Origin of the sequence: Paenarthrobacter sp. AB444, from assembly GCF_028736865.1 — a bacterium.
GTDB classification, from domain to species: domain Bacteria; phylum Actinomycetota; class Actinomycetes; order Actinomycetales; family Micrococcaceae; genus Arthrobacter; species Arthrobacter nicotinovorans_B.
The window spans coordinates 54,891-78,571 of record NZ_JAQZBY010000006.1 but is presented as its reverse complement, the minus strand read 5'-3'; the positions used below and the strand labels follow the sequence as shown (position 1 = coordinate 78,571).

Sequence of the window (23,681 nt, the reverse complement as noted above, 5' to 3'; positions counted from 1 at the left end):
CCTGTGACTTGCGTCGCAGGGATTCCTTTCCGGATGAGGCCTAGAAGCCGCCGCGGCTCGCGTCCACGGGAGGCAGCACCGGCCATTCACCTTCGATGACGGCCGTAGGCTTGCTGCGGCGCAGATACTGCTGGAAATCGGCAGCCTGCGACGCCGCCCAGTCTACTTGGAGCTGGTGGAGCGTGGAGGCGGGCATTTGGAGCTTAGGGAACTTACCGGCCATGGCATCCAGGACCCGGAGGGTGGCAAGGGCATCCGCGGCTGAGGTGTGCGCGTTGGTCAGATCGACCCCGTACTCCTCGCACAAGGCAGTCAGTGTCCGCTTGCCCTTGCGGTACCGGTCCACCTGCTTGTTCATGACGTAGGGATCCAGAACGGGGAAGCGGCTCAGCTGCGGGACGCCATGGCGGGCCGATTCAGCGGCCAACACCGTGAAATCGTAACTGGCGTTGAAAGCGATAACCGGAGTCCCGGCGTCGAACAGTTCCTGAAGTACCCCCGCGACCTCGCGCGTTACCTCCGCGGCCGGCCGCCCCTCGGCCCTCGCCTTTTCCGTGGTGATTCCATGGACCTCGCTGGCTTCGGCGGGGATCTCGACGCCGGGATCTGCCAACCATTCGTGCTCCGCGATGAGCTCCCCCTGGGCATCCACTACAGTGATGGACGCAGTGACGATGCGGGCCGAGCGGGAGTTTTTCCCGGTGGTCTCGAGATCGAATGCGGCGCGGGAGAGGGTGTTCCAGGAGCTCATGGTTTTCACGCTACCGGCTGGCTCCGACAGTATTGGGTACGACACTCCTGCCGTTAGGCTGAACACATGCGGATGGAGTACGTGACGGCGGTCCTGGCCGTCGTGGACCTCGTTCCGCCCGGTGCGGCAGTGTCGTACGGCGACGTTGCCGAGCTCCTCGGCGCGGGTGGTCCCCGACAGGTTGGCGCCGTCATGAGTCACTACGGAAGTGCCGTTGCGTGGTGGCGCGTCCTGCGCGCAAGCGGTGAAGCGCCTGCTGGCCATGAGGCCGACGCGCTGCGGCACTATCTGGAAGAAGCCACTCCGCTGCATGGTGCGTACCAGGCCTTCATGCTGACCGGCGAAGGCCGCTGGCGCGTGGACCTTGCCCAGGCCCGGTGGGCCCCCACGGACGACGATTTTGACCGACTTGATGTGATCTCCGACCAGTTGGAGCGTCAACGCCATATATTGTCGGTGCCCGATGATGAAATGACTGTGTGACCGCGACTCCTGCAAAAATACGCCAAGCATCCGCAGCCCTTCGGCTGCTGCCGCCGCGCGAAACCCATTACGCGGCCCCGATCCTCTCGCCCGACCAGGACGCTGTGGTCTCGCTGCCCCAGGGGAGCGGACCTATCCTCGTTCCCGGAGGCCCGGGAACCGGAAAATCCACTGTCCTCGTGGAGTCTGCTGTCCGCCGTGTCCGCGATGGCCTGAACCCTGAACAAATACTCATTCTTGCCCCGGGGCGCCACGCCGCGGCGGCCTTGCGGGACACCTTTACGGGTCGCTTGGACCGCAGCCTCAGTACGACGCCGGCCCGCACCTGGGCGTCGTACGCTTTCGATATCATCCGACGCGCCAAAGCAGAAGGTGTCCTGCCGCTCGCGCGGCCACCGAAGCTGCTGTCGGGACCTGAACAGGACCTGATCATCAAGGAGCTGCTGGAGGGTCACGCCCGTCCGGGCTTTCAGTTGCCATGGCCGGACGACCTCGCCGCAGCCCTTCCTACCCGCGGTTTCCGCCATGAGATCCGCCAGCTGTTCGACCGCATCATCGAATCCGGACGCACAGCGGACGATCTCGTTGGCTTGGCCTACGAATGCGGCAGGCCCGACTGGATGGCTGCTGCCGAACTCTACAGTGAGTACAGGGACGTTCTTGACCTGCGGATGCCGGAGGCGTTCGACCCCGCCGGAATCATCACCACCGCGCGGCAGATCTTCCAGGAATCTCCGGACTTCCTGGCGGCGGAAAGGCAACGCCTCCAGCTGTTCCTGGTGGACGACGCCCAGGAAGCCAATCCGGCCGTGTTCGAACTCTTGGCTGACGTGGCTGAGGGCAAGGACGCCGTGGTGACCTACTCGCCGGATACCGTCGTGCAGGGCTTCCGTGGCGCACGGCCCGATCTCGTTGCGGAGTTGCCGTCCCTGCTGGGCGGTCCGCAGCGCGTGGTCCTGGAGCGTCCCTTGTCCATTACCCACCGCCACGCCCCTGCAATCGCTGAAGCCTGGACACGGGTGGCAGCGCGCATTTCCCAGCGCTCCGGGGGTCAGCTGGCCCGGCAAATGGAACAGCCTGTGCACTCCGCCGATGCCAGCCCGACCCCGGTGGCTCAAGGGCGGGTTGAAGGGCATGTACTGCCTTCTGCCGTCCATGAACTGCGCTATGTGGCCCAGCGGATTCTCGAAGCGCAGCTGCGGGAAGGCCGCGAGTTCAGCGACATCGCGGTGATTGTCCGCAATGGCGGGCAAATCTCGCAGCTGCAGCGTTATCTCGGCGGACAAGGCATACCGGTGCGGGTTCCCGTGGCCGACTCCGCGGTTCGCGACGAAGTTGCCGTCCGACCCCTCCTTGAAGCGTTTGCCGTGGTTCTGGATCCAGCCAAGCTGACTCCCGAGACGGCTGTCTCCCTCCTGACCTCACGCATCGGCGGGGCCACGGCCATCGAGTTGCGACGACTCCGGCAGTCCCTGCGGCGTGAGGAACTCCTCGGTGGTGGTGGCCGGTCCAGTGACTCACTGCTGGTCGAGGCGCTGCTGGAACCCGGGGCATTGGCCACACTGGGAATAGAGGGGAGCGCGGCGCGCAGGCTTGCCCGCATGATTGCGGCCGGCGCTGCAGCCGCGGCGGAGCCCGGGGCCAACGCCGAGTCCGTCCTCTGGGCGTTGTGGCAGGCAACGGGTTTGTCCTCGCGATGGGCTGAAGCAGCTTTGGAAGGCGGTGCCGGCGGGGCCCGCGCTGATCGGGACCTTGATGCCATGATGGCGCTGTTCCACACCGCAGAGCGGTACGTGGACCAGCTACCAGGTTCCGGCCCTGAACAGTTCCTGGATTATTTGGTGAACCAAGAGCTGCCCATGGACACCTTGGCAGCGCGCGCCCAACTTGAGGATTGTGTGGAAATCATGACTCCGGCCAGCGCCGCCGGACGCGAATGGCCGATGGTGATTGTCGCCGGCCTTCAGGAAGGTGTCTGGCCGAATACCCGCCTGCGCGGTGAACTGCTGGGCAGCACGGTGTATGCGGATGCCGTCGAACACGGCGTGGAGTATGCCCTGGGCCGGGGGCCGCTCAGCAGGCTCCGGGACATTCGCTACGACGAACTTCGGAGTTTCTCCACCGCGGTATCCCGCGCACGCGAAGTCCTGGTCTGCACTGCTGTTTCCTCCGAGGATGAGCAACCGTCTGCGTTCCTCGACTACGTGGCTCCCTTGGACCAGGGGGAGTACAAGCGCGGCTATACCCCCGTGGACCGCCCCATGACGCTGCGCGCCCTCGTGGCCGAACTCCGTCAGCATGTCCAGTTGGATGATTCTTCGGGCCAGGAGCTCCAAACCACCCAAGAGGCTGCGAGGATTCTGGCCAGGCTTGCCAGTACGGAGCCCCCGGTGCCGGGGGCAAACCCGGATACGTGGTGGGGACTGGCCCCCCTGAGTTCCACCGAGCCAGTGGTACCGCCCGGAGGTACAGTCTCGGTTTCACCGTCCAAGGTCGAGGCGGTGCACAAATCCCCGCTGGACTGGTTTGTCCAGGCAGCCGGAGGTGAGGCCGCCACAGACTTCGCCCGAAGCCTGGGCACGTTGGTCCACAGCATCGCACAGGACCTGCCTGAAGCCTCCGGTGCAGAGTACGTGGCCGAGCTGGTCCGCCGCTGGCCCACGTTGGGCATGAAGGACAACTGGGAGGGGAAGCTGGACTACCAGCGGGCTGAGTTGATGGTCCGAAAGCTGGCCCAGTATGTCATCATCATGCGCAGCGAGGGTAGGAGCCTGTTGGCGGTTGAGCACGACTTCGACGTCGAACTTCCCGACGTGGACCTGGAATCGGACTCCGGAGACGCTGATTCCGGAACTCCTCGGCGCCATGCCATCTTGCGCGGCCAGGTGGACCGCTTGGAGATCGACAGTGAGGGAAGACTTGTCGTTGTCGATCTCAAAACCGGCAAGAGGCAGCCTGGCAAGGCGGAGGTCGCCAACCATCCCCAGCTGGGGGCTTATCAGGCTGCGGTTTTGAAGGGGGCATTCAGGGAAGCCTTGCCCGCGGAGCAAGATACAGGCGCTCAGCCCGGCACAGCCCTTGTCCCTGGCGGTGCCGTGTTGGCGCAGCTGGGGACCAAGACCAAGAGTCCCGCTGTTCAGCAGCAGGATCCCTTGGACCCCGAGGACAACTGGGCCGAAGGCCTCGTCAATGAGGCTGCCGTATTGATGGCCGGGGCAACGTTCGAAGCAAGGCACGACCCCGGCAAGGGAAGCCACGGCGGGCATGGTTGCCGGCTGCCGGACATTTGCCCGCTGTGCGCCCGAGGAAAGCAGGTCACCGAATGAGTACCGAAGTTCTTGACGGACTTGGAGGCCTTACTTCTTCGGTCGTTGCCGCGGACCTCCCGGAGCCCCGCTTCAGTCCCTCGGAACTGGCGGGCATCCTGGGCGAGAAAAACCGTCCCACCGCCGAACAGTCCGACATTATTGCATCTCCTTTGACGCCGCGCCTGGTCATTGCGGGAGCCGGTTCGGGCAAGACTGCCACGATGGCCGACCGAGTGGTGTGGCTTGTGGCCAACGGCTGGGTTCGCCCGGAAGAAGTGCTGGGCGTAACGTTCACGCGCAAGGCCGCAGGAGAGCTGGCCAGCCGCATCCGAAGCAAGCTTGCAACGCTGCAGCGCGTGGCCGCGGAGGACGACGGCAGGATCGGATTCCCGGAGGGACTGCTTGGTGCCGATGACCTGGAGCCCAGGGTGTCCACCTACCATTCCTACGCCAGCGGAATCGTGTCCGACTACGGCCTGCGGTTGGGGATCGAGCGCGACGTCGTATTGCTGGGTGGCGCGCAGTCCTGGCAGTTGGCCAGCGAGGTGGTGGAGGCCTACGACGGCGATTACGAGCACTTCACCGCGGCGAAGTCCACTTTGGTCAATGGTGTTATCCAGCTGGCGGGGGAGTGCGCCGAACATCTCCAGGATCCAGCGCTGGTGCGTGAATGGGTACTTGAACGGGTCCAGGGCTTTGAAGAGCTTCCCTATACTGCGGGGGCCAAGAAGAATCCCACCCAGGCGGCGGGAGATCTGTCCGCCATGCTGCGGACCCGCGCCAGCGTGGCGGACATGGTGGTCCGGTACCAGGAAGCCAAGCGCCAGCGCGGCGTCCTGGACTTCGGTGACCTGGTGGCCCTGGCTGCCCGGATTGCGCAGGACATTCCCCTGGCTGCTGCCACTGAACGCGCGCGCTACAAGGTTGTGCTTCTGGACGAGTTCCAGGACACCTCCCATGCCCAGCTGGTTCTGTTTTCGAGGCTTTTCGGGCAAGGCCATGCCGTCACCGCCGTCGGAGACCCGAACCAATCCATCTACGGATTCCGCGGTGCCTCAGCCGGGCAGCTCTTCCATTTCGTGCAGGAGTTCCCGGTTGTCCGCGCAGACGGCGACCACGGTCCGGCCTCGTACTCGGTGGCCCCTACCTCGTACCTGACCACGGCGTGGCGGAACGGACGTAACATCCTTCAGGCCGCAAACACCATCGCCGCACCCTTGAACAAAGCAGCTGCGACCGACGGGGCGCCGGGGGAGAAGGGGGACCCGAGGAACGTCGCCGTCCCGCCGCTGGTACCCAGCCCGGCCGCTGTGGACGGCAGTGTGGTGATTGGCCGTTTCGGAACGGACGAGGACGAAGCCGCGGCGATCGTCCGGGATGTCCGGCGATACCAGCGGACAGTGTTCGAGGAAGAACAAGACGGCACTCCCGTGAAGCCAACCATGGCCGTTCTATGCCGCCGAAGGGCTCAGATGGAGTGTCTCCGGCGGGAATTCGAACTGCAGGGAATCGCTTATGAGATCGTCGGGCTCGGTGGTTTGCTGGACACCCCCGAGGTGGTGGACCTCGTGGCTACCCTGCGGGTGCTGGCCGATCCGGGACGCTCCGATGCCCTGATGAGGTTGCTCTCCGGCGCACGCTGGCGGATCGGGCCGGCGGACCTGATGGCCTTCAGCGACTGGTCGAGGTTCCTGGCGCGCCGACGGACGGCTCCGGACTCCCAGGGCGAGGCGCTCGACGCCAACGAGGAGCCATCAGCCGTCGTGGTCGAAAGCGACATCACCGATGCCGCGAGTTTGGTGGAGGCCCTGGACTTCCTGCCCAAGCCGGGCTGGACGTCCGGGCATGGCCGGAGCCTCAGCCACACCGCACTGGAGCGGCTGAACAGTTTGGCCGCAGAGCTGCGTTCCCTGCGGAGCTTCATCGGTGACGACCTCACTACGCTGCTGGGTGAGGTGGAGCGTGCCATGCTGCTTGACATCGAAGTTGCTGCCAAGCCTGGGATCAGCATCCACCAGGCACGTCGCAACCTGGATGCCTTCCAGGATGCTGCTGCAGGATTCCTGCAAACTTCCCAGCGGATTGACCTCCTCGCGTTCCTGTCCTGGCTGGAGGCTGCAGCATCGGAGGAAGGCGGCCTGGACATCGCCCCGGCGGAAACCAACCGTGAGGCCGTGCAATTGCTGACCGTGCACGCCTCCAAAGGCCTGGAATGGGACGTTGTCTTCGTGCCCGGCCTCAATGCCGGCTCCTTCCCCAGCAACAGGGATTCCCGATGGAGCACCGGGGCCGCGGCGTTGCCATGGCCTCTGCGGGGAGATCGCGCCGACCTCCCTCAGTGGGATCTGGACCACCCTGACCAAAAGGGCTGGCTGGACGCAGAGAAGGACTTCAAGTCAGAGGTCCAGCACCACGGTGAAGCGGAGGAACGCCGGCTCGCCTATGTGGCCTACACGAGGGCAAAGTTCGTTTTGTGGGCCTCCAGCGCGGCATGGAATGGCTCCCGCTCTGGTATGGCCGAAATGTCGCCGTTCCTGTCGGAGCTGGCGCCTCGTGCGGACGCAAGTCAGCATCTCGAAGGACACAGCGGCGGCCCCGCCAGCGCCGTGGTGCACCCAGAGTCGGTGGCTGAGGAATCCTTACCTGATACCAGCCCGCTGACAAGTGTCCTCGAGGTAGCCCAATTCCCCTACGATCCCCTTGAAGGGCCTTCGGACCCGAGAACCGGAGCCCGGCTTAGGCTGGCGCCTGGTCGTCGCGAGGCGATGGATCAGGCAGCTGCCTTGGTCAGGACGTATATGGAAGATTCCGGACTGCAAATTCCGGAGCCCTCCTCCCTGAATGGCATGGCCGCGCGATGGTCACAAGAGGCTGAACTGTTGCTGGAACGGCAAAGGCTCCGGAAGACCATCCACGATGTCCATTTGCCGAGCCATATCTCCGCCTCACTTTTCGTTGATCTCGGAGACAACCCGGCCGCTGTCCTGTCCCAACTCCGCAGGCCCGTTCCTAGGGAACCAGGCATCTCGGCCAGGAAGGGCACAGCGTTCCACGCCTGGGTGGAGGAGTACTTCGGCACCACCGGGATGTTGGACCTCGACGAAGCACCTGGCTCGGACTCGCACATTGACGAGGCCTACGGCCTGGATGACATGGTGGCCGCGTTCAAGCAATCCGAGTGGGCCCAGCGCGCCCCCGCTTTCGTCGAAGTGCCGGTGGAGACCCGCATTGGCGATGTTGTGGTCCGCGGCCGGATCGACGCGGTGTTCCGCGACGCCGATGGCCGCTGGCAGCTTATCGACTGGAAGACAGGGCGACGTCCGGCCGGCAGGCAACTGGCCACGCGTGCCGTGCAGCTTGCCGTTTACCGGCTGGCGTGGTCACGGCTCAAAGACGTGCCCCTTGACGACGTCAGTGCAGCGTTCTACTACGTGGCCGAGGACGCCGTGGTTCGCCCCCACGACCTCGGCAGCGCCGAGGACCTGGAGAGGATCGTGGCCAATGCGCTGAAGGAGAGGAGATGCGCGCGACCGGCGCCTACGAGCGTTCCCCTGCGTGGAGAGGCGTCACGGTGACCACACTGATGGCCGCCGTGGAGGTGTCGTCGTGCTCGCTGGCGGCATCATCGCCATCCGTCGAAGCGGAATCCTGCGGCTTCGCCGGAGTCTCGGCGTCAGTCGAAGCTACCGCAGGGGCTTCAGCGGCAGGTATCGCTGCCACCGAAACGGCGGGGCCGGCGTCGGGAATTGGCACGACGCTCACCGCAGGCCGGTGCTCGACGGCGGTTGCGGCCTGATGCTCTGCGAGCTCCTTCAGCGCGGCTTCGGCTTCTTCATCGCGGCGCGCCTGCTCCTCGATGTCGTTGGCCAAAGCTTGAAGCATGGACTCGGCTTCCGCGGTCATGCTCTGATGTCCGGCTGCCATGGCCTTGACCAGATACTGGGCCAACGCGAATTCTGCCAGCAGTGCTGCCCGCCGGAGCAAATGGGCGTCCGGGGTTTCACGGCGGGCCTCGGTGTAATGGGCAAGTACCGATTCCACGAAGGACGTTTCGTTGGAAGCGACGAGCCAGGCGAAATCGTCAGCCGGGTCACCGATCCGCAGATCGGTCCAGCCGGTTACAGCGGTCACGGAGTCGTCCTGGACCATCAGGTTGTCCTCATGCAGATCGCCATGGACCACAGAGGTATTGAACCGCCACAGGGCAACGTCTTCCAGGGCGTGTTCCCATCGGCGCAGCAGCGTGGCAGGGATTTTGCCCGTAGTCGCCGCCTGGTCCAGTTCGTTGAGCTTGCGCTGCCGAAACTCGTTGGCCGAGTAGCTGGGAAGGTCGGCATTGGTGACGAGGGTCAGGGGCAGATCATGGATCGCGGCCAATGCTGCGCCTACCTCCTTGGCCAACGCCGGGCTGCTGGCGGAAAGCTCCTCGATGGACAGCACGGATCCCTGAAGGTGGGCATAGACGAAAGTCGTGAGAGCACCCTGTCGCACGGTGCCGGCAATGGTGGGCACATGAAAGGGAAGCTCAGCGCGGGTGGCTGGAGCGAAAGCCCGGAGCACCATGAACTCGGTCTCCAACCGCGTGCTCGCCTCAGGATGGCGCGGCGAACGGACGCGCCAGCGTTTGCCCTCGCCGTCCAGCAGCGACGCTGAGTCGAAGTCGGCGTCGTCGTCGGGGGAATAGGCTGTAGCCGTCGGCGCCAAACCAGGCACCGCCGCAGTTGCTATAGCGGCCAGTTCGAGCGGTGTTCTTCTCACCTCTCCACGGTAGATTGAGTGCGGCCTGTGGCCATGATGCAGTGCGGCGAGTCTCCAGATCTGCAGCAAATCATTAGCGGAAGAGAGCAAAACGGCCGTGTGCTCCGCCTCCGGGCCCTGCTGTCCACATGCGGGGACCCTTTCAAATGTTTTTTGTCGGTGTGAGTCAGTACGGTAGATACATGAGTCATACCGAGTCGCCGGCGCTTGCCAACCACCTGATGGACACTGTTCTTCCCGTCCGCCCTGCCATGGTGGATCGCGGCTCGGTTGTCCGCATGAAGCCGGGCATGGTTGAAGATGCCATCGCCTCGGGCACGTCCAAGGCCATGGTGATTTCCCAGCGCAAGGCGCTGGTCGCTGCCGACGGTCTCTGGTTCGGCGATGCAACCTCGCTTTGGGCAGCCCTTAAAGAGTCCGACGCCGGTGCTGCCGCCATCTATTTGGGGACCACCTTGGCATCGTCGTCGTTGCCTGAGGGCACCCAGGTCCTGCTCTTCACTACCTCTGAGCCCCCGGCCGCGGGCACGGCTACGATCCCTTCGGATGTCCAGTGGGCCGGTTTCCGGGAAGTCGCAGGCAGCCTGGACGCCATGGACACCGCGTTGTTCATTGAGGCCAGTGCCATTTCGAATTGGCATGCAACCCACACGCACTGTCCGCAGTGCGGCAGTCCCACGGACGTCGAGGCGGGCGGCTGGGTCCGGCGTTGCCCCAAAGACAACTCGGAACACTATCCGCGGACAGATCCAGCCATCATCGTCACCGTCGTGGGGCCGGATGGTCGGCTCCTTTTGGGTGGCGGGGGACCTGTTGACGCCAAGAACTACTCAACCCTGGCCGGCTTTGTTGAGCCCGGTGAATCACTGGAACAAGCTGTGGTTCGGGAAATCGGGGAAGAAGTGGGTGTGCGTGTCACGGCCTGCCAGTACCTTGGCTCCCAGTCGTGGCCGTTTCCTGCCTCGCTCATGCTGGGCTTCACTGCCACTACGGACGACACCGTTGCCAGGCCCGACGGCGTGGAAGTCACCCGCGCGCGGTGGTTCAGCCGGGACGAGCTGCAGGAAGCCGTGCTCCGTGGCGACATCACCATCTCCACGCGGCTTTCGATTGCACGTTCTTTGATCGAGCACTGGTACGGCGGCGTCATCGAAGACCTCGAGCCGTGACGGAGGGTTTTTTCGACGCCGGTGGCTCGCTTGAGGAGCGGATCCTTGGCGGCTTGGATGACGAGCAACGCGAGGTAGCGAGCACCCTGACCGGCCCCATGTGCGTGCTTGCCGGTGCGGGTACGGGAAAGACGCGTGCCATCACCCATCGCATTGCGTACGGGGTCCACTCCGGGGTCTACAGCCCCCAGCGGCTGCTGGCAGTGACCTTCACCGCGCGCGCTGCTGCCGAGATGCGCAGTAGGCTCCGCGACCTTGGCGTGCCGAACGTGCAGGCCCGCACCTTCCATGCGGCCGCACTGCGTCAGTTGCAGTTTTTCTGGCCTCAAGCCATCGGCGGTACCCTGCCGAATCTCTTGGACCACAAAGCCAACATGATCGCTGAGGCGTCGCGCCGTCTTCGGCTCAGCACGGACCGGGCCTCCATCAGGGACCTGGCGGCGGAGATCGAGTGGGCCAAGGTCTCCATGCTGACTCCTGCCAATTACCTTGAGAACGCCCAGGGCCGCGGGACGCCCGGGGGTTTCGACCTTACCGCTGTCTCAAGGGTGTTCCAGGCCTATGAGGACATCAAGACCGACCGCAATGTCATCGATTTCGAGGACGTTCTGCTCATCACCGTGGGGATTCTCCAGGAAGACCCGAAAGTGGCGGCGACTGTTCGTGAGCAGTACCGGCATTTCGTGGTGGATGAATACCAGGACGTTTCGCCGCTTCAACAACGGCTCCTGGATTTGTGGCTCGGCGGCCGAGACGAATTGTGCGTGGTGGGGGACGCGAGCCAGACCATTTACTCTTTCACGGGAGCTTCGCCCAAGCACCTGCTGGGTTTCAAGGCCCAATTCCCGGAAGCGAACGTGGTCAAGCTCATCCGCGACTACCGGTCTACGCCACAGGTGGTGAAACTGGCCAACGAGCTCCTGGGGTCCCGGCGAAGCGGGGGACCCGTTGCCGATGCTGCGTGGGCGCCGCCCCTCAAGCTCGTCGCCCAACGTCCCGCCGGTCCCGAGCCGCGGTTCATGGAGTGCCCTGATGACGAAGCCGAGGCCGCTGTGGTGGCGGGCCGGATCCAGGAGCTGCTCGACGCCGGCGTCCAGGCGAGTGAAATCGCGATTCTCTTCCGCACCAACGGTCAGTCCGAGGCCTATGAACAGGCGCTGGCCTCGGCCGGCATCGGTTACCAGCTCCGCGGCGGAGAGCGGTTCTTCGCGCGTAAGGAAGTCCGTGACGCCATCCTGCAACTGCGCGCGGCCACCCGGGCCGTGGCGGAGGGACCACAGGAGCCCCTGGGACAGATCGTCCGGGATATTGTCGCGTCCTTGGGTTATACCGATGTCGCCCCGCACAACGGGGGAGCCCTGCGCGAGCGGTGGGAATCATTGGCAGCCTTGGTCGCCCTGGCCGACGAGCTCTCCGTCAGCCGCGGTGAGTCTTTCACGTTGGCGGAGTTCGTCAATGAGCTCCAGGAACGCTCGGTGGCGCAACATGCCCCCACGGTCCAGGGAGTCACACTCGCTTCCTTGCACTCAGCCAAAGGCCTGGAATGGGACGCCGTTTTCCTGGTGGGCCTCAGCGAAGGTTTGATGCCGATTTCTTTTGCGGACTCACCCGAGGACGTGGACGAGGAACGCAGGCTCCTCTACGTGGGCATCACCCGGGCGCGTGAACATCTGAGCCTGTCATGGTCCACCGCGCGCACGCCTGGCGGGAGGGCCAACCGTAAACCCTCGCGGTTCCTCGACGGGCTTCGCCCCGACTCCGTGGCGTCGGCGAACGCACGCAGCGGGTCCGGTCCGATGCGACGCAAAGCTGCAGCACCGGCGTCGTGCAGGGTGTGCGGCAGCATGCTCGCCACCGGCGCCGAGCGGAAGGTGGGCCGCTGCAACCAGTGCCCTCCCTCCTACGAGGAACAGACCTTCGACGCCCTGCGGCAGTGGCGCAAGGAGGAGGCAAAGTCAGCCGACGTCCCGGCCTACGTGGTGTTTACCGACGCGACCCTGACGGCGATCGCCGAGGCCAAGCCCACCTCCCTTGAGGAACTGGCGGGTTTGGCCGGTATTGGCCCGTCCAAGCTTGAACGCTACGGCGAGGCTGTCTTGGCGGTCCTCGCAGAGAATGCTGTCCTCTGATGGCAGGCGCACGTTCCGGAGATACCGGCGTACCCCGGGTGACCGACGACGGCGCTCCCGTGGTGGTTCGCCGATCTGCCAGACGGCGTCGAACTGTCGCCGCTTTTTGGGAGGACGGCAACGCGGTGGTGGCCATCCCCGCGAGCTTCACCACGTCCCAAGAGCGGGAATGGGTCCGTCGGATGCTGGCAAAGCTCAAGAAGCAGGGTGAGCAGGGATCGGGCAGGAGCAAGCGCCGGCCCGCCACCGATGAGGTACTTGCTGAGCATGCAGCCCATCTTTCACGCACCTACCTTGGCGGACGGGCAGTGCCTACCTCTGTGCGCTGGGTTGGCAACCAGAACACGCGGTGGGGCTCGGCGACTCCCGCGGACGGCAGCATCAGGCTTTCCGACAAGCTCCAGCCCATGCCCCAGTGGGTGATTGACTACGTCCTGGTGCACGAACTGGCGCACCTGCTGGTCGCGGGGCACAACGCCCAATTTTGGTCCCTCGTTGCCGCGTATCCGGAGACCGAGCGCGCCAAAGCCTTCCTAGAAGGAGTGGCCTTCGCTTCGTCGAGGGGACTTACCGGCAGCGGGGACAACGGCCACGCGGACGCTGACGCGGATCACGCCGATTAAAGCGCAACGGCCACCGTTCACGGTGGCCGTTGCGCACTGCTAACGCCTAATTCCTGGGCGGCTGGGGATCGTTGTCATCCGGGCCGGAGCCGTCCGTTGAGGATTCCGGATCTTCAGCATCGCTGGCCTCGTCGTATCCGCCGTTCAGGAGTTTCTGCAGGGCATCGTCAACCTCGCTTTCGCTCGCTTCCGCCAGGCGCCGTCGTTCGGAGAAGCCCTGGGGGTCATCCAGGTCTTCGGCGGTAGGCAGCAGGTCCGGGTGGTGCCAGATGGCATCGCGCCCGGCGATGCCGCGCTCTTCCTTCAAGGTGGCCCACAAAGTGGCAGCCTCCCTGAGCCGGCGTGGGCGCAACTCCAAGCCCACGAGGGAGGAGAAAGCGTGCTCGGCCGGTCCACCGGTGGCTCGCCGGCGGCGGACGGTCTCGCGCAAGGCAGTCGCGGAAGGCAACACCTTGGCGGTGGCTTCTGCCGTCAGTTCGTCAACCCAACCCTCCACCAAGGCGAGGGCAGTTTCGAGTTTCTCCAGTGCCGCCGTCTGGACCGGAGTCCGTTCCGGGGTGAAGACACCCTGCGACAAAGCGGCCTGGATGCCTTCGGGGTTGCTGGGGTCGAGGTCGCGGGCCAAATCCTCGATACGGGACATATCAATGTGGATGCCGCGGGCATATGCCTCGATGGCGCCCAACAGGTGGCCGCGCAACCAGGGGACCTGCACGAACAAGCGGGCATGCGCGGCTTCACGGACGGCCAGGAACAGCCGTACGTCGTTCTCCGGAAGGCTGAGTCCTTCGCCGAACTTGGCGACGTTGGCCGGCAAAAGTGCCATCTCGAGATCGGCCAAGGGCACACCAATGTCAGTTGAGCTGACGACTTCAGCGGACAGTGCTCCAATAGCCTGGCCCAACTGCATTCCGAAGATGGCTCCGCCCATGTTCTGCAACATCGACGAGGCGCCACCCATCATGGACTTCATTTCCTCAGGCATTTGCTGGGTGAGTGCATTGGACAACGCATTGGCAATGCTGTTTGCCACCGGTTCTGTCAGGCGCTTCCAGGTCCCCAGTGTCGCTTCGACCCACTCAGCGCGTGACCAGGCACGCCCGATCAGTCCGGTTGCCGAGAGATCGGTAACGGGATCGAGCCAGAGTTCTGCGAGCCTCAGGGCTTCGTCGATTTCCCGGGCCTGCTGGTCGTTGACCGAGGGGTCGCTGCCAGCTGCCGCTACCCGGCGCGCATTCTCGTGCGCCAGCTGCCAATTGACGGGACCTTCCGACGTTGAGCTCATCATGGCCTGTACCTGCGCGAACATCTGCTGCAAAAGCTGGGGGTCGTTCGGCAGGCCGGCGGCCTTGGCCAGTTCGGCGGGATCGATGTTGCCCATGCCCTGACCGCCCATGAGGTTCTGCAGCATTTCCGCCAGCGGATCCTTGGGGTTGTCGTCGTCGTTGGACGGGTTGTTGGGGTTGGAAGTCATGGTGCCGCCGATCGTCGAACTGGCTGGTGATCTCTTTCACCGTACCGCGCGGTCGGAACGCTGTCTGCCCGGACCCGGCGTCGTTCGCTGTAGGCAAAGCAGTACAGCAACCCCGCACCGCGTAGTGTTGATGCTTGGTATGTGCTGTCGCCGCCCGCGGGGGCAGCAAGCCACAGGAAACCGGTCAGCCCATGCCGGAAAAAGAGAGGCCTCAATGCTTACTTCGCCCAGCCCCGAGGGCTCCTTCACCTCGCGCCAGAGCCAGGATCAGCGCCAGACGCCCGACGCCGATCCCTCCCAGGTGCCACCGGCACCTGCGCGCGATGGCCGTTACATGATCATGGTGATCTCGGGCCTGCTCGCCTTGGCACTTGGCATCGGGGCGGCAGCGTTGCCTGTCCCTTACGTGATCGAGTCGGCCGGCCCCACGTTCAACACCTTGGGCAAGGACGGCGACAAACCGGTCATCAGCATCTCCGGCCATGAATCGTTCCCCGCCAAAGGCAACCTGGATCTCACCACCGTCGTCATGACGGGCGGTCCCAAGACTCCCGCGACAATTTTTGATGTTTTCCGGGCCTGGTTGGACAGCTCCAAGGCGGTGTATCCCGAGGAACTCATCTACCCCAAGGGCACCACTGCGGAGCAGACGGTCCAACAGGGCGAAATAGAGATGGAGACCTCCCAGGAGAACGCCGTGGCCGCCGCCCTGCGGCAACTGGACATCCCTTTCGAGCAGCGGCTGGATGTCGCCGGGCTGTCCGACCCGTCGCCGTCGGCCGGCAAAATCAAGGAGGGTGACCGCCTGAAGACCATCAATGGCAAGGCCATCACCTCGATGAGCGTGGTGCAGGCAGAACTTGCCGCCGGCGCCGGAGCCCCGGTCGCCGTCGAGGTGGAGCGCAACGGCGCGTTGGTAACGGAAACTGTCACCCCCACCAAGAACCAGGCCGACCGCTACGTTCTCGGCGTGCTGTTGTCGAGCGACTACACCTTTCCTTTCGATGTCAGCATTTCCTTGGACAACGTAGGAGGACCCAGCGCGGGCATGATGTTCGCTTTGGGAATCGTGGACAACCTGACTCCTGGGGATCTCACGGGTGGCAAGCACGTCGCCGGCACGGGCACCATCACCGCGGACGGTGCCGTGGGAGCGATTGGCGGCATTGCCCAGAAGATGATCGGTGCCCGGCAACACGGCGCCACGATGTTCCTGGCCCCGGCCGCCAATTGTTCAGATGTCGCAGGCCATGTTCCCGATGGTCTGCAGGTGGTCAAAGTCGAAACGCTGGCAGATGCAACCGCCGCCGTGGAGCGGTTGGGGTCCGGGCAGGACACGTCGGGCCTTCCCACCTGCACAAACAACTAGACTGGCGGTGGAACTTAGCTCCACCGCCACTCGTGGCATATATGACGGCCTCCGCCATGGCCCAGCGGCAGAGAATGTCAAGTACTCGCACACCGACTGTTCACTGACACCAATGAGGTACAGAGTTTGTCCCGTCCCGCCAGCACCAACCCGCCCGGAAGATCACCGCTGAGACGAGGTGCCCTGACTCCGACGCTCATTGTCGTGGCCGTGGCCGTCGTCGGGTTCATTTTCTTCGCCAATGTCTGGACTGACGTCCTCTGGTACCAGCAGCTTGGTTTCTTCGAAGTGTATCTTCGGGAAAACCTCGCCAGGATCATCACGTTCCTGGTCGGTTTCGCGATGATGTTCGCGGCCGTTTTCTTCGCCATCAGGATTGCCTACCGGTCACGTCCCGTCTACGCTCCTGATGCGGAGTCGCGGGACAACCTGAACCGCTACCAGGCCCAGCTTGAGCCGGTACGCAGGGTAGTCATGATCGGCTTGCCCATACTGTTCGGACTCTTCGCCGGCAGCGCGGCCGCCAGCCAGTGGCAGAAAGCCCTGCTGTTCTTCAACCAGCAGCCCTTCGGCCAAACGGACCCGCTGTTCAACCTCGACATCAGCTTCTACCTGATGTCCTTGCCGTTCCTCGGGTTCGTTACCGGTTTCCTGATCAGCATCACCGTGGTGGCCGGCATCGCAGGCATCCTTACGCACTACCTCTATGGCAGCATCCGGCTGATGGAGCGCGGTATCTTTACCAGCCGCGCGGCGCAGATCCACATCGCAGTCACTGGCGCACTCTTCCTGATTCTGTTGGGCGTCAACTTCTGGCTGGACAGGTACACCACCGTCCAGAGCAACTCGGGTCGCTGGGCCGGTGCTCTTTATACGGACGTCAATGCCGTTGTCCCCACCAAGGCAATTCTTGCAGTGGCCGCCGCCTTGGTAGCCATCTTGTTCATTGTTGCTGCAGTGATCGGCCGTTGGCGTTTGCCCGTTATTGGGACCGCGATGCTGGTCATCACGGCAATCCTTGCCGGCGGTGTCTACCCGTGGGTTATTCAGCAGTTCCAGGTGCGTCCCTCGGAGAACACCCTCGAACGCGAGTTCATCAACCGCAACATCAACATGACCCGTTCTGCGTACGGCCTGGACAAGATTGATGTATCCGCCTATAACGCGACGACGACTGCTACAGCAGGTGCCTTGGCCGCGGATGCGCAGACGGCGGCAAACATCAGGCTTCTGGACCCGAACCTCATCTCTTCGGCGTTCGCCCAGCTCGAGCAATTCCGCCCCTACTACCAGTTCCCGCAGACCCTCAACGTGGACCGCTACACGGTGGACGGCAAGGTCCAGGACACCGTGATCGCTGTGCGCGAGCTGAACCCGGATGGCCTGAGCGCCAACCAGCAGACCTGGGTCAACCGCCACATCGTCTACACGCACGGCTACGGCGTTGTAGCGGCGAAGGGCAATAAGTTCACTGCCGATGGCAAGCCGGAGTTCCTGCAGTCCGGGATCCCGTCCAACGGGGTGCTGGGTAACGACACCACCTACGAGCCGCGTATCTACTTCGGCGAAAACTCCCCGGAGTATTCGATTGTCGGTGCCCCGGATGGTGCGCCCAACCGTGAACAGGACCGTCCCGCCAGCCGCGAGGGTGGGGGAGAGACCCAGTACACGTTCAACGGCAATGGCGGACCGAACGTTGGCAACTGGCTGAACCGGATTCTTTACTCCATCAAGTTCCAGTCCTCGGATCTGTTGCTCTCCGACGGCGTCAACGCTGAGTCCCAGATTCTCTACGACCGCAACCCACGCGAACGCGTGGAGAAACTGGCGCCTTACCTCACTGTCGACGGCAATGCCTATCCGGCCGTGGTGGATGGCCGCGTGAAGTGGATCGTCGATGGCTACACCACCAGCCAGTACTTCCCGTACTCACAGCCGCAGCAGCTGCAGAATGCGACAGCCGATTCCCAGACAAGCGCCGGCCGGACGGTGGCCCTGCCGAACAGCTCCGTGAACTACATCAGGAACTCGGTGAAGGCCACCGTTGACGCTTACGACGGTTCGGTAAACCTTTACGCCTGGGACGACCAAGACCCCATCCTGAAGGCGTGGCAGAAGGTCTTCCCGACCACCATCAAGCCCTACTCCGAAATGTCCGGCGATCTGATGAGCCACGTCCGTTACCCGGAGGACCTGTTCAAGGTCCAGCGTGAGTTGCTTGGCCGCTACCACGTGACGGACCCTGACAGCTTCTACCAGAACAACGACGCCTGGAGCGTTCCCAATGACCCCACCGTCTCGGAGGCCGTGAAGCAGCCGCCGTTCTACATGTCGCTGCAAATGCCGGACCAGGAAAAGCCCGCCTTCCAGCTGACGTCCTCGTTCATTCCGCAAACCGTGAACGGTAATGCCAGGAACATCCTCTATGGCTTCCTTGCGGCAGATTCGGACGCCGGCAACGTCAAGGGAGTGAAGGCGGACAGCTACGGAAAACTGCGGCTCCTGCAGCTCCCGACAGATACCCAGGTTCCTGGTCCCGGACAGGCCCAGAACAAGTTCAACTCCGACCCCACGGTTTCACAGGCGTTGAACCTCCTGCGCCAGGGTGCCTCGGACGTTTTGAACGGCAACCTGCTTACACTGCCTGTTGGTGGCGGTCTGTTGTACGTCCAGCCGGTTTACCTCAAGTCGACTGGTGAGACGTCGTACCCCACCCTGCAGCGCGTCCTCGTAGCCTTCGGTGACAAGATCGGCTTCGCTCCGACCCTTGACGCGGCCCTGGACCAGTTGTTCGGTGGCAACTCCGGAGCAACCGCGGGGGACTCGGCCAACAACGGCCAGACGCCCGCTACGCCTCCGGGAACGACAACCCCGCCTGCAGGACCGACCGATGCCAAGGCTGACCTCAAGGCAGCCCTGGATGCGGCAAACAAGGCCATCCAGGACGGGCAGGCAGCCCTGGCCAAGGGCGACTTTGCCGGATACGGCGACCAGCAGAACAAGTTGTCTGAAGCCCTGAAGAAGGCTGTGGACGCTGAGGCCCGACTCGGGACGACCTCGACGCCGACGACCTCGCCGAGCGCGACGCCCACACCGTCGCCCTCGCCGAGCAGCTAAGGCATAAGCCGCCTGAAGGCCGGCACCTGCTCCAATGAGAGCAGGTGCCGGCCTTCTGTGTGGGGGAGATGCACATCACGTAGCCAGGATTTGGTCTGACATTCACCGGACGGTAATGTTGTTCTTGCGACGCGGGGTGGAGCAGTTCGGTAGCTCGCTGGGCTCATAACCCAGAGGTCACAGGTTCAAATCCTGTCCCCGCAACTGGAGAAAAGGTCCGGATCAGTATTCACTGATCCGGACCTTTTGTTTCCCCATAGAGCCCCTCTCTCACATCCCACCCACTTGGGTGCGTCCCTCTCTCACATCCCACCCACTTGGGCGCGTCCCTCTCTCACATCCCACCCCACGACGGCTTGCTGTGATCTCCGGCACCTTGGGCGCTGTTTGGTCGGGAGCACCCCCACGCGTGCGGTAGAGTTGTTCCTACGACGCGGGGTGGAGCAGTTCGGTAGCTCGCTGGGCTCATAACCCAGAGGTCACAGGTTCAAATCCTGTCCCCGCAACTGGAGAAAAGATCCGGATCAGTACAACTGGTCCGGATCTTTTGCTTAACCTGTAACGCAACATGTCGCTGGAGACGCGGTGCTAGCATCGATTCCGGATTCGCTGAAGCAGGAAGATTTCGATGGGACGGCCCAATGGTCAATGACGACACCAATCCAAGCCTGGACCGCCAGATACTTCAGCGGGACAGTCCTGTCGCGGTCTATCAGCAAGTGGCCGATGTGCTGACGGACTTGGTAAGCCGCTTGGAACCGGGTTCCCGCATTCCTCCCGAGGAAGCCCTCATGGACGAGTACGGCATCAGCCGAACGACGGTGAGGAAAGCCATCGAGACTCTCGTGGTCAAGGGGCTCCTGGTCCGAAGACAAGGAAAGGGCACATTCGTGATGGCGCAGCGTCCCGTGAAGATGCTGAACCGTCTGGCTCCGTTCATGGAGACTTTTACCGCGGCCGGGATGAAGACCGTCAAGGGCCTTATTGAATACAAATGGATGGAAAAGGACAAAACGGTTCCGGCCAAGCTGGTTTCGGATGACAACCTTGTCCTGGTGATTCGGCGTTCCTACTCCAGCGCCGGCTGGCCTTACGCCATAGCTGAAATCTTCATTCCCTCGCACATCGGACGCCACATCAGTCTGGCCGACGCGGAACGGAACTCGATCTACCAGGTCATCCAGGACCGGACCTTGAAGCCCCTGCACCGCGCCGAAATCACTGTCACCATGCACGCACCTCCCGAGCACCTGGCTGATGCCCTGAATGTTCGGGGATTCGCCATGGTGCCGCGACTGGAACGGACCACCTTGGGGCCCCATGGGGAGGTCCTGGAGTGCACTGTGACCTACTTCCACCCGAAGGGATTCGAGATTCGCGCGGAAGTGGCAACGGACGCCAGCCCAAGCCAGGAAACCCATTCCGACCCCGCTGGCGAGATAGTCAGAACTTAAGGCGGAAGTGGGCAGGATCCGAATGGATCCTGCCCACTTCCGTCGGCAACATACAGGGTCTAAGCCCCAAGGCTGATGTCAGAGCTTGTCGAAGTCAGCTTCGTCAACGGTCGCTTCGGAGGAAGCAGGGGCGCCTGCTCCAATGGCGGGCTTGGAACCGCCGGACTTCAGGGCTGCAAGGCGGGCCTCAATCTCCGTCTGCTCACCGAGGTCTTCCAACTGGTTGAACTGGGCGTCCAGACTTGAGGCAGCCAACTCCTGCTGGCCAAGTACCTTGGCCTCTTCGCGACGGATCTTCTCTTCAAAACGGCCCACTTCGCTGGTGGGATCCATGATGTCGATGCTCTTAAGGGCGTCGTGGACCTGGGACTGTGCAGCAGCAGTCTTGGAGCGGGCCACCAGTTCGTTGCGCTTGGCCGTCAGCTGGTTGAGCTTGTTCTTCATCTGGTCGAGGCCGGCCTTGAGCTTTTCCACGACCTCCGTCTGGGAGGCGATGCTCGGCTCTGCTGTGCGGGCTTCGGATTCGGCGGTCATCTGGCGCTGAATGGCAACCTTGGCCAGGTTGTCGAACTTCTGTGCGTCCGCGGCATCGCCGGCCGCACGGTACTCATCGGCCTTCCTGGACGCCGCGAGGGCCTTGTTGCCCCAGTCCTGGGCGTTCTTGATGTCCTCGTTGTAGTCAGCCTGCAGCATGCGAAGGTTGCCAATGGTCTGTGCAACGGCGGACTCGGCCTCGGCAATGTTGTTCGTGTAGTCGCGGACCATCTGGTCCAGCATTTTCTGCGGGTCCTCTGCCTGGTCGAGCAAGGCGTTGATGTTGGCCTTTGCCAGCTGTGAGATCCGACCGAAAATGGACTGCTTAACCATGGTGTTGCCTTTCGTCCTGCTCAGTGATGCTCACTGAAATCAGTGATCAGTTGTTGTACCGCTCCTATGCGGGGCACGGACCCCGCTTAGTATCTAGGGTCTAGAAGTCGCCGCCGCCACCGCCGTCGCCGCCCCAGCCGCCGCCGTCGAATCCGCCGCCGGAATCGCCTCCACCGCCGAAGAAGCCGCCGTCACCGCCGCCGTCGTTGTGGCCACCGCCCCAGCCGCCTCCGCCGCCGTTGAGGATGGAGTTGATGAGGATTCCGCCGAGGATGGCGCCGCCGAGTCCGCCGCCACCACCTCCGCCGCCAAACATGCCGCCGCGGCCGTAGCCTTGGTTGGCATAGCCGAACTGGTCGACGTCGGACTGCGCGAGCTGGGCCGCCTGCGCGGCGAGTGAGTGTGCCTGCTGGGCGTAGGTCAGCGCAGTCACGGGATCATTCCGGGAGATCGAGAGGGCATAGTCAAGATTGCGCTGGGCTTCGGCCAGCCTGGTCCGGGCGTCGGTGCCCACACCGCCGCGGCGCGCGGTGATGTAGTCCGACGTGGCACTGATCTGGGCCTGTGCGGCCATGATGGTCTGCTGCAGGGACGCCTGCGCGCGCCGGGCCTGCTCTTGCTGATCGCGGATGCCCGACAGGGACTGATCGAGCGCCTGGTGGGCCGACTCAACGCGGCTCAGGGTGGCGATGGGGTCGATCTTTCCGCTCTGGATTTCGTTTTTCACCTGTCCCAGGGCGGCTTCCACTCCGGCCACCGGACCGGCAAGTTCGGGGTGCTGCCCGGACTGGATCATGGCCCGTGCCTGGGCGAGATCCTGGCTGGTTTCGGCGACAGCGCCGTCGAGAGCGGTACGCGCTTCATCCAGGCTGCCGGCCGTCTTGGAGATCGCCTCAATCAAGATGTTGGTTTGGTGGAGGCTTTCCTCTGCCGCGCGAACGGCCACCGCGGCCATGCTGTTCTCGCCGGAGCTCAGCTTTTCCTGTGCAGTGGCCGCTGCGTTCCGGACAAAGGCGAGGCGTTCCTTGGCCTGCAGAATGTTGTCGGAGACCTGGGTAAGTGCAGACTCGGCGTATTTGGCGCGAAGTCCTTCAAGCGATTGCTCCGCGCTGGCGATTTTTGCGTCAGCTTCCTGCGCTCCAGCGGCTACTGCCGAGAGAGCCTGCGGGGCGTTCTTTTCCAATTCGCGCAGGGAATCGAAATCCGCCTTCTGATCGCGCAGTGAGGAGAGTGCGGCTTCAGAGCGCCGGACGATCTCGCCGAGCCAGCTGCGCTGCTGTTCTTCCGTATCCGGAATATGGTCATCGAGCTGTTGCTGCAGCTTGAAGGACTCGGTCATGTGACCCTTGGCCTCTTCCAAGGCCTTGGTGAAGTTACCGACCGCCGCATCGCCGTATTGCGCCTGCGCAAAACCCAGTTCCTGCTCGCTGGACCTGATGGCGTCATCGGCTTCGATCAGCAGGGATCCGCTCTTCTGCCGCAGTTCGGGAATGCTCATCCCTGCGAGGGGGTCCAGTTGTTCGCCCTGCGGCCCGTAGCCGGCACTGACTTCCTTGGTACCGGCCTTTTTGCGCCGGTTCCGGAGGTAGAGGTAGGTGCCCGCACCGCCGGCCGCTACGACGCCGACGCCAACCAGAACGCCTACGCCGGCACTGCCGTTGGGAACAGTTCCGCTGCCGCCGCCAGCGGCATCGCCAATGGCTGCAGCTGCGTCAATGGCAGCTTGGGCGTAGTTGCCTGCCCGGAGTTGGGGATCGATGGCCTTGCTGGTGATGTTGTCCCGTTGGGCGTTGGTGATCTTGCTGTTGGTGGGCTTGCTCAGCTGGTACTGCCGCGTTTCCGTCGCAACGGCGAGGACGAGTGCGTTTGAACCCAGTTGCGCCTTCTCGGCTACGTCCTGGGTCCATTGAACGCGATCGGTCGGGTTCTCGAACCGCTTGACGAAGACAGCGTGCAAGGTCATCGCATGGTCCTTGCCGAGCTTCTGGATGGCTTCTTCGACTTTGGCCTTGTCGCCGCCAAGAACGCCCGCGGAGTCCACGATTTTTGTGGTGGGGTCGAGTGTCACGGGGCTCTCCGCCCAAGCCGCGCCGGCCGGGAGGGCCAACAATCCAGCCACGCCAATGACAGCGAGTACGCGTTTAACTATTGACCGCATGTGCAACCCTTCAGCACGTCT

14 protein-coding genes and 2 tRNA genes are annotated in these 23,681 nt (G+C 63.6%); 11 read left to right on the top strand and 5 right to left on the bottom strand.

Annotation, left to right across the window (positions count from 1 at the left end):
• Window positions 1-40: 40 nt before the first annotated feature.
• Complete coding sequence (locus PQ627_RS09385; protein ID WP_144659742.1) at window positions 41-751, bottom strand: 3'-5' exonuclease; 711 nt, start codon at window positions 749-751, stop codon at window positions 41-43.
• Between the two features lie 66 nt (window positions 752-817).
• Here PQ627_RS09385 and PQ627_RS09380 point away from each other — a divergent pair, with 66 nt between their 5' ends.
• From PQ627_RS09380 to PQ627_RS09370, 3 genes are read left to right on the top strand one after another with little or no spacing between them, the layout of a single operon-like run.
• A complete protein-coding gene (locus PQ627_RS09380) occupies window positions 818-1,234 on the top strand; it encodes an MGMT family protein (RefSeq protein ID WP_274260330.1) in 417 nt (138 codons plus the stop codon).
• A complete protein-coding gene (locus tag PQ627_RS09375; RefSeq protein WP_274260328.1) occupies window positions 1,231-4,560 on the top strand; it encodes an ATP-dependent helicase in 3,330 nt (1,109 codons plus the stop codon). The genes PQ627_RS09380 and PQ627_RS09375 overlap by 4 nt, the downstream gene beginning before the upstream one ends.
• Window positions 4,557-8,117, top strand: coding sequence for an ATP-dependent helicase (locus PQ627_RS09370; RefSeq protein WP_274260327.1), 3,561 nt, complete (start codon window positions 4,557-4,559; stop codon window positions 8,115-8,117). The genes PQ627_RS09375 and PQ627_RS09370 overlap by 4 nt, the downstream gene beginning before the upstream one ends.
• Here the strand turns inward: PQ627_RS09370 and PQ627_RS09365 are convergent.
• Window positions 8,080-9,300 (bottom strand): macrolide 2'-phosphotransferase, encoded by a 1,221-nt coding sequence (locus PQ627_RS09365; RefSeq protein ID WP_274260325.1) that lies wholly within the window; start codon window positions 9,298-9,300, stop codon window positions 8,080-8,082. The two genes, PQ627_RS09370 and PQ627_RS09365, sit on opposite strands and share 38 nt — an antisense overlap.
• A gap of 182 nt (window positions 9,301-9,482) precedes the next feature.
• Between PQ627_RS09365 and nudC the strand changes: the two genes are divergently transcribed.
• From nudC to PQ627_RS09350, 3 genes are read left to right on the top strand one after another with little or no spacing between them, the layout of a single operon-like run.
• Entirely contained in the window at window positions 9,483-10,469 is a 987-nt protein-coding gene (gene nudC / locus PQ627_RS09360) for an NAD(+) diphosphatase (protein ID WP_274260322.1), read from the top strand.
• Window positions 10,466-12,598 (top strand): ATP-dependent DNA helicase UvrD2, encoded by a 2,133-nt coding sequence (locus PQ627_RS09355; protein ID WP_274260320.1) that lies wholly within the window; start codon window positions 10,466-10,468, stop codon window positions 12,596-12,598. Before nudC ends, PQ627_RS09355 begins: the two co-directional genes overlap by 4 nt.
• Window positions 12,598-13,221 carry a M48 metallopeptidase family protein gene (locus tag PQ627_RS09350; protein WP_274260318.1) on the top strand — a complete coding sequence of 208 codons (624 nt, stop codon included), beginning with the start codon at window positions 12,598-12,600 and terminating at the stop codon, window positions 13,219-13,221. Before PQ627_RS09355 ends, PQ627_RS09350 begins: the two co-directional genes overlap by 1 nt.
• A gap of 46 nt (window positions 13,222-13,267) precedes the next feature.
• On the opposite strand, the gene PQ627_RS09345 is transcribed toward PQ627_RS09350, so the two are convergent.
• Window positions 13,268-14,695, bottom strand: coding sequence for a zinc-dependent metalloprotease (locus PQ627_RS09345; RefSeq protein WP_274260317.1), 1,428 nt, complete (start codon window positions 14,693-14,695; stop codon window positions 13,268-13,270).
• 214 nt (window positions 14,696-14,909) lie between these two features.
• Here PQ627_RS09345 and PQ627_RS09340 point away from each other — a divergent pair, with 214 nt between their 5' ends.
• The 5 genes from PQ627_RS09340 to PQ627_RS09320 all read left to right on the top strand — a co-directional run bounded on the left by PQ627_RS09340 (window position 14,910) and on the right by PQ627_RS09320 (window position 20,635).
• Window positions 14,910-16,064 (top strand): YlbL family protein, encoded by a 1,155-nt coding sequence (locus tag PQ627_RS09340; RefSeq protein WP_274260315.1) that lies wholly within the window; start codon window positions 14,910-14,912, stop codon window positions 16,062-16,064.
• 126 nt (window positions 16,065-16,190) lie between these two features.
• Window positions 16,191-19,181 (top strand): UPF0182 family membrane protein, encoded by a 2,991-nt coding sequence (locus PQ627_RS09335; protein WP_144659752.1) that lies wholly within the window; start codon window positions 16,191-16,193, stop codon window positions 19,179-19,181.
• 130 nt (window positions 19,182-19,311) lie between these two features.
• Window positions 19,312-19,385: transfer RNA gene (locus PQ627_RS09330), tRNA-Met, on the top strand.
• A 228-nt stretch (window positions 19,386-19,613) separates the two neighbouring features.
• Window positions 19,614-19,687, top strand: a tRNA-Met gene (locus PQ627_RS09325).
• Between the two features lie 135 nt (window positions 19,688-19,822).
• The gene (locus PQ627_RS09320) at window positions 19,823-20,635 is read left to right on the top strand and encodes a GntR family transcriptional regulator (protein ID WP_274260312.1); all 813 of its coding nucleotides are present in this window, start codon (window positions 19,823-19,825) and stop codon (window positions 20,633-20,635) included.
• A gap of 78 nt (window positions 20,636-20,713) precedes the next feature.
• Here the strand turns inward: PQ627_RS09320 and PQ627_RS09315 are convergent, their stop codons facing one another.
• Together PQ627_RS09315 and PQ627_RS09310 are read right to left on the bottom strand one after the other, a co-directional pair.
• Complete coding sequence (locus tag PQ627_RS09315) at window positions 20,714-21,502, bottom strand: PspA/IM30 family protein (RefSeq protein WP_144659754.1); 789 nt, start codon at window positions 21,500-21,502, stop codon at window positions 20,714-20,716.
• A 100-nt stretch (window positions 21,503-21,602) separates the two neighbouring features.
• Complete coding sequence (locus PQ627_RS09310; RefSeq protein WP_274260310.1) at window positions 21,603-23,660, bottom strand: TPM domain-containing protein; 2,058 nt, start codon at window positions 23,658-23,660, stop codon at window positions 21,603-21,605.
• Window positions 23,661-23,681 lie beyond the last annotated feature (21 nt).

What these genes read in the sequence shown, in the direction of transcription:
- PQ627_RS09315 (WP_144659754.1), bottom strand. Translation starts at nt 21,502, where the DNA reads ATGGTTAAGCAGTCCATTTTCGGTCGGATCTCACAGCTGGCAAAGGCC.
- PQ627_RS09350 (WP_274260318.1), top strand. Translation starts at nt 12,598, where the DNA reads ATGGCAGGCGCACGTTCCGGAGATACCGGCGTACCCCGGGTGACCGAC.
- PQ627_RS09320 (WP_274260312.1), top strand. Translation starts at nt 19,823, where the DNA reads ATGGTCAATGACGACACCAATCCAAGCCTGGACCGCCAGATACTTCAG.
- PQ627_RS09370 (WP_274260327.1), top strand. Translation starts at nt 4,557, where the DNA reads ATGAGTACCGAAGTTCTTGACGGACTTGGAGGCCTTACTTCTTCGGTC.
- PQ627_RS09385 (WP_144659742.1), bottom strand. Translation starts at nt 751, where the DNA reads ATGAGCTCCTGGAACACCCTCTCCCGCGCCGCATTCGATCTCGAGACC.
- PQ627_RS09380 (WP_274260330.1), top strand. Translation starts at nt 818, where the DNA reads ATGCGGATGGAGTACGTGACGGCGGTCCTGGCCGTCGTGGACCTCGTT.
- PQ627_RS09345 (WP_274260317.1), bottom strand. Translation starts at nt 14,695, where the DNA reads ATGACTTCCAACCCCAACAACCCGTCCAACGACGACGACAACCCCAAG.
- PQ627_RS09310 (WP_274260310.1), bottom strand. Translation starts at nt 23,660, where the DNA reads ATGCGGTCAATAGTTAAACGCGTACTCGCTGTCATTGGCGTGGCTGGA.
- nudC (WP_274260322.1), top strand. Translation starts at nt 9,483, where the DNA reads ATGAGTCATACCGAGTCGCCGGCGCTTGCCAACCACCTGATGGACACT.
- PQ627_RS09340 (WP_274260315.1), top strand. Translation starts at nt 14,910, where the DNA reads ATGCTTACTTCGCCCAGCCCCGAGGGCTCCTTCACCTCGCGCCAGAGC.